Source organism: Streptomyces sp. WAC06614 (genome assembly GCF_003949795.1).
In the GTDB taxonomy this organism is placed as follows: domain Bacteria; phylum Actinomycetota; class Actinomycetes; order Streptomycetales; family Streptomycetaceae; genus Streptomyces.
Window position 1 is genome coordinate 1 of the sequence record NZ_RPRY01000242.1, and the last position, 10,900, is coordinate 10,900.

The 10,900-nt window shown below is 74.3% G+C and carries 12 protein-coding genes; 9 read left to right on the forward strand and 3 right to left on the reverse strand.

Annotated elements, in window-relative coordinates:
- The 5 genes from EF918_RS25900 to EF918_RS25920 form a co-directional block, all read left to right on the forward strand.
- Window positions 1-809, forward strand: an 809-nt coding sequence (locus tag EF918_RS25900; RefSeq protein WP_125651040.1) for a ScpA family protein, incomplete at its 5' end; no start/stop codon positions are given.
- On the forward strand, window positions 806-1,447 hold the full coding sequence (scpB, locus tag EF918_RS25905) for an SMC-Scp complex subunit ScpB (RefSeq protein ID WP_125651042.1): 642 nt from the start codon (window positions 806-808) through the stop codon (window positions 1,445-1,447). The genes EF918_RS25900 and scpB, both read left to right, overlap by 4 nt.
- Window positions 1,447-2,619, forward strand: a complete 1,173-nt coding sequence (locus EF918_RS25910) for a pseudouridine synthase (protein WP_125651044.1) — start codon at window positions 1,447-1,449, stop codon at window positions 2,617-2,619. The genes scpB and EF918_RS25910 overlap by 1 nt, the downstream gene beginning before the upstream one ends.
- 241 nt (window positions 2,620-2,860) lie before the next feature.
- The gene (locus tag EF918_RS25915) at window positions 2,861-3,601 is read left to right on the forward strand and encodes an NUDIX domain-containing protein (protein WP_125651046.1); all 741 of its coding nucleotides are present in this window, start codon (window positions 2,861-2,863) and stop codon (window positions 3,599-3,601) included.
- A complete protein-coding gene (locus EF918_RS25920; protein WP_125651048.1) occupies window positions 3,598-4,614 on the forward strand; it encodes an ADP-ribosylglycohydrolase family protein in 1,017 nt (338 codons plus the stop codon). The genes EF918_RS25915 and EF918_RS25920 overlap by 4 nt, the downstream gene beginning before the upstream one ends.
- A 45-nt stretch (window positions 4,615-4,659) precedes the next feature.
- Here the strand turns inward: EF918_RS25920 and EF918_RS25925 are convergent, their stop codons facing one another.
- The 3 genes from EF918_RS25925 to EF918_RS25935 form a co-directional block, all read right to left on the reverse strand.
- Window positions 4,660-5,349 (reverse strand): nucleotidyltransferase domain-containing protein, encoded by a 690-nt coding sequence (locus EF918_RS25925; protein ID WP_260610678.1) that lies wholly within the window; start codon window positions 5,347-5,349, stop codon window positions 4,660-4,662.
- Window positions 5,350-5,479: 130 nt separating this feature from the next.
- Window positions 5,480-5,947 carry a Rieske (2Fe-2S) protein gene (locus EF918_RS25930; protein WP_125651052.1) on the reverse strand — a complete coding sequence of 156 codons (468 nt, stop codon included), beginning with the start codon at window positions 5,945-5,947 and terminating at the stop codon, window positions 5,480-5,482.
- A 49-nt stretch (window positions 5,948-5,996) separates the two neighbouring features.
- Complete coding sequence (locus tag EF918_RS25935; RefSeq protein ID WP_125651055.1) at window positions 5,997-6,338, reverse strand: DUF952 domain-containing protein; 342 nt, start codon at window positions 6,336-6,338, stop codon at window positions 5,997-5,999.
- A gap of 208 nt (window positions 6,339-6,546) precedes the next feature.
- Between EF918_RS25935 and EF918_RS25940 the strand changes: the two genes are divergently transcribed.
- From EF918_RS25940 to der, 4 genes are all read left to right on the forward strand, one after another.
- Window positions 6,547-7,635, forward strand: a complete 1,089-nt coding sequence (locus tag EF918_RS25940) for a prephenate dehydrogenase (RefSeq protein WP_125651057.1) — start codon at window positions 6,547-6,549, stop codon at window positions 7,633-7,635.
- Window positions 7,636-7,752: 117 nt separating this feature from the next.
- Window positions 7,753-8,451 (forward strand): (d)CMP kinase, encoded by a 699-nt coding sequence (cmk, locus tag EF918_RS25945; RefSeq protein ID WP_125651059.1) that lies wholly within the window; start codon window positions 7,753-7,755, stop codon window positions 8,449-8,451.
- A gap of 56 nt (window positions 8,452-8,507) precedes the next feature.
- Entirely contained in the window at window positions 8,508-9,116 is a 609-nt protein-coding gene (locus EF918_RS25950) for a 1-acyl-sn-glycerol-3-phosphate acyltransferase (RefSeq protein WP_125651063.1), read from the forward strand.
- A gap of 75 nt (window positions 9,117-9,191) precedes the next feature.
- On the forward strand, window positions 9,192-10,655 hold the full coding sequence (gene der / locus EF918_RS25955; protein WP_125651061.1) for a ribosome biogenesis GTPase Der: 1,464 nt from the start codon (window positions 9,192-9,194) through the stop codon (window positions 10,653-10,655).
- Window positions 10,656-10,900: the final 245 nt, after the last annotated feature.

Below are 10,900 nucleotides of genomic sequence, written 5' to 3' on the forward strand. Positions count from 1 at the left end.
GGGCTGGGCAAGGGGCGGGGGGGAAGTTCACTCTGCGGTTGGGGAACTTCGAAGGGCCCTTCGATCTTCTGCTGCAGCTGATCGCTCGCCACAAGCTCGACGTCACCGAGGTCGCCCTGTCCAAGGTCACGGACGAGTTCATGGCGCACATCCGGGCCATGGGGCCCGACTGGGACCTCGATCAGACCACCGAGTTCCTCGTCGTCGCGGCCACGCTGCTCGATCTCAAGGCCGCCCGCCTGCTGCCGGCCGCCGAGGTCGAGGACGAGGCCGACCTCGCCCTGCTGGAGGCCCGGGACCTGCTGTTCGCCCGGCTGCTGCAGTACCGGGCGTACAAGCAGATCGCCGCGCTCTTCGAGGAGCGCGCCGAGGCCGAGGCCCGGCGCTACCCCCGTACCGTCGGCCTGGAGCCCCACCACGCCGAGCTCCTGCCCGAGGTGGTCATCAGCATCGGCGCGGAAGGCTTCGCCCGGCTCGCCGTCAAGGCCATGCAGCCCAGGGCCGCGCCCCAGGTCTACGTCGACCACATCCACGCCCCGCTGGTCAGCGTCCGCGAGCAGGCGGAGATCGTCGTACGGCTGCTCCGGGCCAGGGGCGAGGCCACGTTCCAGGAGCTGACCGAGGGCGCCCCGGACACCCTCACCGTCGTGGCCCGTTTCCTGGCCCTGCTGGAGCTCTACCGGGAGAAGGCCGTCGCACTCGACCAGGAGCAGGCCCTGGGGCCGCTCACGGTCCGCTGGAGCGGCGGCGAGGGAGCCGGCCCGGCCGTGACCGACGAGTTCGACCGCGTGGTGGAGGAAGCCGAATGACGACCGAGCCGAGCAGCGGGCCCGCCGGGCCCGCGGACCTGGCGCTCAAGCCCGCCCTGGAGGCCGTCCTCATGGTGGTGGACGAGCCCGCCACCGAGGCCCACCTCGCCAAGGTCCTCGGGCGGACCCCCCGCGAGGTCGCCGAGGCCCTGCGCGAACTGGCCGACGAGTACACCGTCCAGGGCCGCGGCTTCGAGCTGCGCGTGGTCGCCGGCGGCTGGCGGTTCTACACCCGTGCGGAGTACGCCCCGGCCGTGGAGTCCTTCGTCCTGGACGGCCAGCAGGCCCGGCTCACCCAGGCCGCTCTGGAGACCCTGGCCGTGGTCGCGTACCGGCAGCCGGTCAGCCGCTCGCGGGTCTCCGCGGTGCGCGGCGTCAACTGTGACGGGGTCATGCGGACCCTCCTCCAGCGCGGTCTGGTGGAGGAGGCGGGGACGGAACCCGAAACAGGTGCGATCCTGTACAGGACGACGAACTACTTTCTGGAGCGGATGGGCCTGCGCGGCCTGGACGAGCTCCCCGAGCTCGCCCCCTTCCTCCCGGAGGCGGAAGCGATCGAGGCCGAGACGCAGGAAGGCGTCCCGTCGTTCGATCCGGACGCCCCGGACACAGACGAAGACGACAAGACGGAACTTTGATGCGAAGCAGCGGCGGCAACAGGAACAGCGGCAAGAGCGGCGGGCGCGGTAACTACCGCGGCGCCGGCAACTCGCGCGACGACCGGCAGGGCGGCCAGCCCCAGGGCCGTCCGCGCCGTCCCCGCCCCGAGGAGCGCCGCTACGACGTCGGCCCCGAGGGAGAGCGCTCCGGCGCCGGCCGCTCCGGCGCCGGCAAGCCCTCCAGCGGCGGCAAGCCCTCCGGCGGCGCCCGCGGCGCCTCGGCGCGCGGCGGCGCCAAGGGCGGCCCCCGGGCCCCCCAGGGCGGCGGCAGGGGCGGCGCCCAGGGCGGCGGCTCCCGCGAAGGCTACGGCCCCCGCGGCGGACAGTCCCGTCCGCGCGAGTACGAGGCCCGGATCGAGGAGCGCAACCGCGAGCGCTACGCGAACAAGCCCGAGATCAGGACGCCCAAGACCTTCCCCGGTGCCGAGCTGGAGGGCGAGCGCCTGCAGAAGGTGCTGGCCCGGGCCGGCATGGGCTCGCGCCGCGCCTGCGAGGAGCTCATCGAGCAGGCCCGCGTCGAGGTCAACGGCAAGATCGTCACCGAGCAGGGCCTGCGGGTCGACCCGCAGAAGGACGAGATCAAGGTGGACGGCCTGACCGTCGCCACCCAGTCGTACCTGTTCTTCGCGCTCAACAAGCCGGCCGGCGTGGTCTCCACCATGGAGGACCCCGACGGCCGCCAGTGCCTCGGCGACTACGTCACCAACCGCGAGACCCGGCTCTTCCACGTCGGCCGTCTCGACACGGAGACCGAGGGCATCATCCTGCTCACCAACCACGGCGAGCTGGCCCACCGGCTGACCCACCCCAAGTACGGCGTGCAGAAGACCTACCTCGCGGCCATCACCGGCCCGCTGCCGCGCGAGATCGGCAAGCGCCTGCAGTCCGGCATCCAGCTGGAGGACGGCTACGCCAAGGCCGACCACTTCCGCGTGGTCGACCAGGTCGGCAAGAACTACCTGGTCGAGGTCACCCTGCACGAGGGCCGCAAGCACATCGTCCGCCGGATGCTCGCCGAGGCGGGCTTCCCCGTCGAGAAGCTGGTCCGTACGGCCTTCGGCCCGATCGAGCTCGGCGACCAGAAGTCCGGCTGGCTGCGCCGCCTGACCAACACCGAGGTGGGCATGCTGATGCGCGAGGTCGGCCTCTAGCCCCTCCCCGGCCGTACGCGGCCGCGTACGCGGCCGGCCCGCGCCGTACCCCGCGGCCCCCGCCGTACGTGGCCTCTCCGAAAGCCCGTGGTGCTCCCGCAGCGCCACGGGCTTTTCGCTTGCCCGGACCCCGAACCCTCTTTATAGTCAGTACGACCATAAAGGCGGGCGCGGTCGCCGTTCCTGGGCCCACGGGGGTGGACCAGGAGCGACGGCCGTCCCCCAGGGGGAGGACACGCACATGACCGCCCGGATCCCGGCGGGCTACGACCCTTACGCCTTCGAGCCCTTCGCCGTCACCGTGGACCTCGCGGTGTTCACCGTCCGCGGCGGCCGGCTGCACGTCCTGCTGATCCGGCGGGGGCAGGAACCCCACCTCGGGGCCTGGGCGCTGCCCGGCGGGTTCGTCCTGCCGCGGGAGTCCGCCGAGCGGGCCGCCCGGCGCGAACTGGCCGAGGAGACCGGCCTGTCGGCCGCCGTGGTCGGCACACTGCACCTGGAGCAGCTGCGCACGTACAGCGAACCGGACCGGGACCCGCGGATGCGGGTGGTGTCCATCGCCTTCACCGCGCTGGTCCCGGACCTCCCCGAGCCCTCCGGGACGGGCGGCGGCGACGCCGACCGGGCCCGCTGGGTCCCCGTGGACCACACCGGTGCCCTCGCCTTCGACCACGACCGGATCCTCGCCGACGCCCGGACCCGGGTCGGCGCGAAGCTGGAGTACACCTGCCTCGCCACCGCCTTCTGCCCGCCCGAGTTCACCCTCGGCGAGCTCCAGGCGGTCTACGAGACGGTCTGGGACACCGCGCTCGACCGCCCCAACTTCCGCCGCAAGGTGCTCGCCACCCCCGGCTTCGTCGAGGCCGTACCGGGCGCCGCCCGGCTCACCGGGGGCCGCGGCAAACCCGCCGCCCTCTACCGCGCCGGCCCGGCCACCGCGCTCCACCCGCCGCTGCTCCGCCCGGAAGGACACCGCCGATGACCACCAAGCGACCGGCAACCGGGGCCCTGATCGGCCTCGCCCTCGGCGACGCCCTGGGCTTCCCCACCGAGTTCAACGACGTGCCGTCGATCCTCGCCAAGTGCGGCCCCTGGCGCGAGATGAGGCTGCCGCGCCCGGCGATCGTCACCGACGACACCCAGATGACCCTGGCGCTCGCCCGCGGCATCCGCACCGCGGCCGAGCGCGGACCGCTGGCCCCGCTCCGGCTGACCCGGCCGGTCCGCGAGGAGTTCGTGGAGTGGTACCGGTCGCCCGAGAACAACCGCGCCCCCGGCAACACCTGCCTGCGCGCCTGCAACCTGCTGAAGGACCCGGACCGCGACTGGCGGGACGCCAGCCAGGTCGGCTCCAAGGGCTGCGGGGCCAACATGCGGGTGGTACCCGTCGGACTGGTGCCCGGCTGGACCGAGGAGGAACGCGCGGGCGCCGCCCAGCTCCAGTCGGCCCTCACCCACGGGCACCCCACCGCGCTGGCCGCCTCCGACCTGACCGCGCACGCCGTCCACCTCCTGGCCCAGGGCGTGGAGGTGACCGGCCTGGTGGGCCGGCTGCGCTCCTACGCCCTCCGGCAGCGCACCACGTACCACGAGCGCTGGCTCGGCGACCTGTGGATGCGGACCCCCTCGGACGCCACCCCGGCCTCCTTCGTCGCCCGCGGCTGGGACGAGTGCCTGGCCGCCCTGGACCGGCTGTCCGCCGCCCTGGACAGGCCCTCGCCGGAGGTCGACCCGTGCCTGGCCACCGGGGAGGGCTGGATCGCCGAGGAGGCCCTCGCCACCGCCCTGCACTGCTTCCTGCTCTTCCCCGAGGAGCCGCTGACCGCCTTGCGCCGGGCGGCGTGCACCGCCGGGGACTCCGACTCCATCGCCTGCCTGACCGGGGCCTTCGCGGGCGCCCACCTCGGCGCCGACGTCTGGCCCCGGGACTGGGAGGGCCGGATCGAGTACCGCGAGGAACTGCTGGCCTTCGGCGCCCTCTGGGACCAGCCCTAGGACCGTAGGACGGCGGCGGGGTGGCGGGCCCGGCCCGCCGCCGTCCTACGCCGCCGCTGCCGCCGAGGCCCGGCGCGTGCGGCGCAGGAAGTCCGTCACCCGGGCCCGGTCCGGCTCGGCCGGCAGCGTGGTGGTCCGCAGGGCCGCCTCGGTCTCCTCGAACAGGCGGGTCATCCAGGCCGTCACCTCGTCCCAGCCGCGCTCGCCGTGCTTCACCGCGAGGAGCTCCTCCCGGTACGGGCCCACGTCGATCGTGAGCCGGCCGGTGCGCAGCAGGTCGCGGCAGGACAGCAGCAGCCGCAGCAGGTGCATGGCGTGCTTCCAGCGCGGGCCGCCGTGCAGACGCACGTCCGCCTCCAGCTTGCCGCGCTGGGAGACGGCGTACCGGCTGAAGCTCGCGTGGGCCCGGCGGGACAGGAACGCCCCGCGCAGGTCGAGGAGTTCCGCACCGACCGGGGTGAGCACCTCCACCAAGGGGGAGTGGAGGCACTCCAGGATGTTGGGGTTGGCCTTGAGCGCCAGCTCGCAGAAGCGCTCCAGCTCCCAGGAGAACTGCTCCTCCCGCGGCCCCTCGACATGCGTCGGCGGCTTGTCGAAGCCCCAGAACGACGGCGTGGGCGCCAGGTAGACACCGCGCCGGTCGGTGTCGCTCGCCCCGGTCGCGAGGCCGAAGGCGCGCGAGCCCATCACACAGGAGTAGACGGTGTGTTCGCGCACCAGGGTCAGCGGTGCCAGGGTGTCCGCCTGCGGGCTCCGCCCGGCCTGCTCGTCCTGTGCCTCGTGCTCGTCCTGCTCGTCGTGCGCTTCGTGCTCGTCGTGCGCTTCGTGCTCGTCCATCGGGCGAGCGTAGGCGCGGGCCCGGTGGCTACGCGAGCTTGATTTCGTCGCCCTGGACCGTGATGGCGCGCGTCGGCAGCGGCCGGGTGGCCGGACCGTGGGTCACCGCGCCGGTGGCCATCGCGAACGTGCTGCCATGGCAGGGGCAGTCGATGGTGCCGTTCTCGACCTTGCCCACCAAGCACCCCTGGTGGGTGCAGACCGCCGAGAACGCCTTGAACGTGCCCGCCTGCGGCTGGGTGACCACCACCTTCTCGGCCACGGCGACCTTGCCGCCGCCCACCGGCACGTCCGCGGTGCGCATCAGCGTGGCGCCGGTGGCGCCGCCGGTCGTCGGAGCCGTGCCGGTCGCCGTGCCGGTCGCCGGACCGGTGCCGGTCCCCGGCTCCGTGCCGGGCTCCTCGGCCGAGCCGCAGGCGCCGAGGGCGCCGCCGGCCAGGGCGGCGCAGCCCGCCGCCAGGGCGGTGCGCCGGGCGGTACGCAGGGGTTCGCTCATGGCAGCATCCTGGACCCCGCCGGGCGGCGGCGTCCGTGCGCCGCGCCGGTCAGGCGCCCGGTTCCCACGGGGCGAGGACGGCAGGCCGGCCCGGCTCGCGCACGACCTCCCAGAGCCGGATCACGGCCGCCCGGTCCAGCGGGCCGTGGACGTGCGGGTAGCGGGCGCCCGAGGCACCCTCACGGCTCACCTCGGAGGTCAGCGCCCGTTCGTCGAGCTCGACCGCCAGCAGCGTGCCCGGCGTCCCCCGGTAGTACCGGTCGGCGATCTCCAGGGCGGTGGGGCGGTCCGCCGAACAGTGCACGAAGCCCTCGGCCTCCAGCGAGGCGGGGGCGTAGGGCAGGTCGGGGCGGGCCGACCAGTCGGCGAGCGCGACGATGTGGAAGATCATGCCGACGTTCTACCCCAGCCGGTCCGCCCGGTGGCGTCACGGGGCGGACCGGGTGACATTGTCCGTCGGACATGCTGTGGCCGCGGGCGCTGCCGGCCGGGGCCGGCCGGGGCCGGCGGAGTTCCCCCGATGCGGCCCGGGGGAGCGCCGCTGGCTACGCTGATCACGCCGGACCGTGGAGCAGTGGAGCAACGAGGAGCGCCCCGAAGTGAGAACCGCCGTCGTCATCGGAACCGGACTGATCGGTACCTCCGCGGCGCTCGCGCTCGCCGGGCGCGGGGTGACCGTGCACCTGGCCGACCACGACCCCGCCGCCGCCCGTACGGCCGCCTCGCTGGGCGCCGGCACGTACGACCCGCCCGAGGGCCCGGTGGACCTCGCGGTCGTCGCCGTGCCCCCGGCCCACGTCGCCGACGCCCTCGCCGACGCCATCCGCCGCGGCCTGGCCCGGGCGTACGTGGACGTGGCCAGCGTCAAGGGCGGGCCCCGCCGGGAGCTGGAGGCCCGCGGTGTGGACGTCGCCGCGTACATCGGGACGCACCCGATGGCCGGCAAGGAGCGCTCCGGGCCGCTGGCCGCCACCGCCGACCTCTTCGAGGGCCGCCCCTGGGTGCTCACGCCCACCCGCGAGACCGACCACGAAGTGCTCAACCTGGCCCTGGAGCTGGTCGCCCTGTGCCGGGCGGTGCCGGTGGTGATGGACGCCGACGCCCACGACCGGGCCGTCGCCCTGGTCTCGCACACCCCGCAGCTGGTCTCCAGCATGGTCGCGGCCCGGCTGGAGGAGGCCGAGGAGTCCGCCGTACGGCTGTGCGGCCAGGGCATCCGCGACGTGACCCGGATCGCCGCCTCCGACCCGCGGATGTGGGTGGAGATCCTCTCCGCCAACCCGGGGCCCGTCGCCGACGTGCTCTCCGGGATCGCCGCCGACCTGGAGGAGACCGTGCAGGCCCTGCGCGGCCTGCAGTCCACCGACGCGTCCGACCGCCGGCGCGGCGCCAAGGGCATCGAGGACGTGCTGCGCCGCGGCAACGCCGGCCGGGACCGGGTGCCGGGCAAGCACGGCGCCGCCCCCGCCCAGTACGAGACGGTGGCCGTGTTCATCAGCGACCGGCCGGGCGAGCTGGCGCGGATCTTCGCCGACGCCGGCCGGGCCGGGGTCAACGTGGAGGACGTACGCATCGAGCACGCCACCGGGCAGCAGGCGGGCCTGGTGCAACTGATGGTGGAGCCCCGCTCCGCCGCCGCGCTCACCGCCGAGCTGCGCGAGCGCGGCTGGGCGCTGCGCCAGCAGTAGCGGCACCCCGGGCGGCCGGGAACGCGGAAACCGGCGGCGCGCGGGGCCGGTAACCTTGGACAGGGGCGCTTTGCCGCGCCCGGAACCCGCACGTCCGACCAGGAAGGCGCTCGCCCCGTGGAAACCGTCGCTCCGTCCGCCGTGATCGTCGCCATCGACGGTCCCTCCGGCACGGGCAAGTCCAGCACCTCCAAGGCCGTGGCCGCCGCGCTCGGGCTGCGCTACCTGGACACCGGTGCCCAGTACCGGGCCATCACCTGGTGGATGATCACCAACGGCGTCGACACCGACGACCCGCACGCGGTCGCGGTGGCCGCCGGCAAGCCGGTCATCGAGTCCGGCACCGACCCGGCCGCCCCCACCATCACGGTCGACGGCCTCGACGCCGCCGGCCCGATCCGGACCCAGGAGGTCACCTCCAAGGTCAGCGCCGTCAGCGCGGTCCCCGAGGTGCGCACCCTGATCACCGAGCTCCAGCGGCAGATCGCCGCGGCGGCCGAGGGCGGGATCGTGGTCGAGGGCCGCGACATCGGCACCACCGTGCTGCCCGACGCCGACCTGAAGATCTTCCTGACCGCGTCCGCCGAGGCCCGTGCCGCCCGCCGCAACGGCGAGCTCAAGGGCAAGGAGGCCGCGGACCTCGCGACCACCCGGGAAGCCCTGATCAAGCGGGACGCCGCCGACTCCGGCCGGAAGACCTCCCCGCTGGCCAAGGCCGACGACGCCGTCGAGGTCGACACCACCGAGCTGACCCTGGACCAGGTGATCGACCGCGTGGTGGCCCTCGTGGAGGAGAAGCGGGCGGCCGCGAAGTGAGCGAGACGCCCTCCCTCAAGGGTGCGGCGGTCGGGCGGCGGATCGGCATCGGGCTCATGTACGGGCTGTGGCGGCCCCGCGTGCTCGGCGCCTGGAAGGTACCGGCCACCGGGCCGGTCATCCTCGCGGTCAACCACGCCCACAACATCGACGGGCCGATGCTGATGGGGACGGCACCCCGGCCGGTGCACTTCCTCATCAAGAAGGAGGCCTTCGTCGGCCCCCTCGGCCCCTTCCTCCAGGGCATCGGCCAGATCGACGTCGACCGCTCCGGCACCGACCGCACCGCCGTGACCCGGGCCCTCGGCGTGCTCAAGGACGGCGGCGCGCTCGGGATCTTCCCCGAGGGCACCCGCGGCGAGGGCGACTTCGCCTCGCTGCGCGCCGGCCTCGCCTACTTCGCCGTACGCTCGGGAGCCCCGATCGTGCCGGTGGCGGTGCTGGGCAGCACCGAGCGCCGCGGCCGGCTGGTCAAGGCGCTGCCGCCGCTGAAGAGCCGGGTCGACGTCGTCTTCGGCGAACCCTTCCAGGCCGGCGACGCCTCCGGGCGGCGCACCCGGGCCGCGCTCGACGAGGCCACCGTACGCATCCAGCAGCACCTCACGGCCCACCTGGCCGACGCCAAGCGTCTGACCGGGCGCGAGCGGGCGACCGGCCGGGCGTGAGCTGCGAGACTTGAACCAGTAGTGGGCCCGTCCGCGGGTGCCACCGACCACCACGAACGACGAGGAACGGACTTCATGAACGACCAGCACGACCACGGAGCGCTTGGCGACGCCGAGTACGCGGAGTTCATGGAGCTCGCCGCGGAAGAGGGCTTCGACATCGAGGACGTCGAGGGCGCCATCGAGGAGGCCGGCCACGGCCCGCTCCCCGTCCTCGCCGTCGTCGGCCGGCCGAACGTCGGCAAGTCGACCCTGGTGAACCGCATCATCGGCCGCCGCGAGGCGGTCGTCGAGGACAAGCCGGGCGTCACCCGCGACCGCGTGACCTACGAGGCCGAGTGGGCGGGCCGCCGCTTCAAGGTCGTCGACACCGGCGGCTGGGAGCAGGACGTCCTCGGCATCGACGCCTCCGTCGCCGCCCAGGCCGAGTACGCCATCGAGGCCGCCGACGCCGTGGTGTTCGTCGTGGACGCCAAGGTCGGCGCCACCGACACCGACGAGGCCGTCGTCAAGCTGCTGCGCCGGGCCGGCAAGCCCGTGGTGCTCGCCGCCAACAAGGTCGACGGCCAGTCCGGCGAGGCCGACGCCGCCTACCTGTGGTCCCTGGGCCTGGGCGAGCCCTACCCGGTCTCCGCCCTGCACGGCCGCGGCACCGGCGACCTGCTCGACCAGGTCCTGGAGGTGCTGCCGGAGGCCCCCGCGCAGACCTTCGGCGGCGCCGGCCTCGGCGGCCCGCGCCGGATCGCGCTGATCGGCCGCCCGAACGTCGGCAAGTCCTCGCTGCTCAACAAGGTGGCCCGCGAGGAGCGCGTGGTCGTCAACGAGCTGGCCGGCACCACCCGCGACCCGGTCGACGAGCTGATCGAGCTCGGCGGGGTGACCTGGAAGTTCGTGGACACCGCCGGTATCCGCAAGCGCGTCCACCTCCAGCAGGGCGCCGACTACTACGCCTCCCTGCGCACGGCCGCGGCCGTGGAGAAGGCCGAGGTGGCGGTCGTCCTGATCGACTCCAGCGAGTCGATCAGCGTGCAGGACCAGCGCATCATCACCATGGCCGTCGAGGCGGGCCGGGCGCTGGTGATCGCGTACAACAAGTGGGACACCCTCGACGAGGAGCGCCGCTACTACCTCGAGCGCGAGATCGAGACCGAGATGCAGCAGGTCGCGTGGGCGCCGCGGGTCAACGTCTCGGCGCTGACCGGCCGCCACATGGAGAAGCTGGTCCCGGCGATCGAGACGGCCCTGGCGGGCTGGGAGACCCGCGTTCCCACGGGTCGCCTCAACGCCTTCCTCGGTGAGCTGGTCGCCGCCCACCCGCACCCGATCCGCGGCGGCAAGCAGCCGCGCATCCTCTTCGGCACCCAGGCGGGCACCAAGCCGCCGCGGTTCGTGCTCTTCGCCTCCGGCTTCCTGGAGCACGGCTACCGGCGCTTCGTCGAGCGGCGCCTGCGCGAGGAGTTCGGCTTCGAGGGCACCCCGATCCACATCTCGGTGCGGGTGCGGGAGAAGCGCGGCAGCAAGGCGGCCAAGAAGAAGTAGGACCGGCGGCCGGGGGCCGGCGGCGGAAGGCCGCCGGCGGAGCCGGTAGCGGTGCCGGTGCCCGAGGGGGCAGTGGTGCCGGTACCGGTGCGGCATCGGTGGCGTCGAGCGGCGGGGGCGGTCAGTAGCCCCGGCGCGGAGCGGGCGGCAGGGCCGCCGGGATGTGGTGCATCCCGGTCTGGTGCTGCCGCCCGTTCGCGTACGTGCCCGAGCCCGCGGCGACCGCGGCGTACAGGGGCTGGGGC

Bases quoted from the DNA above. Each gene is read 5' to 3' on its own strand.
- scpB (WP_125651042.1), top strand. From the start codon at position 806: ATGACGACCGAGCCGAGCAGCGGGCCCGCCGGGCCCGCGGACCTGGCG.
- EF918_RS25910 (WP_125651044.1), top strand. From the start codon at position 1,447: ATGCGAAGCAGCGGCGGCAACAGGAACAGCGGCAAGAGCGGCGGGCGC.
- EF918_RS25915 (WP_125651046.1), top strand. From the start codon at position 2,861: ATGACCGCCCGGATCCCGGCGGGCTACGACCCTTACGCCTTCGAGCCC.
- EF918_RS25920 (WP_125651048.1), top strand. From the start codon at position 3,598: ATGACCACCAAGCGACCGGCAACCGGGGCCCTGATCGGCCTCGCCCTC.
- EF918_RS25930 (WP_125651052.1), bottom strand. From the start codon at position 5,947: ATGAGCGAACCCCTGCGTACCGCCCGGCGCACCGCCCTGGCGGCGGGC.
- EF918_RS25935 (WP_125651055.1), bottom strand. From the start codon at position 6,338: ATGATCTTCCACATCGTCGCGCTCGCCGACTGGTCGGCCCGCCCCGAC.
- EF918_RS25950 (WP_125651063.1), top strand. From the start codon at position 8,508: ATGTACGGGCTGTGGCGGCCCCGCGTGCTCGGCGCCTGGAAGGTACCG.
- der (WP_125651061.1), top strand. From the start codon at position 9,192: ATGAACGACCAGCACGACCACGGAGCGCTTGGCGACGCCGAGTACGCG.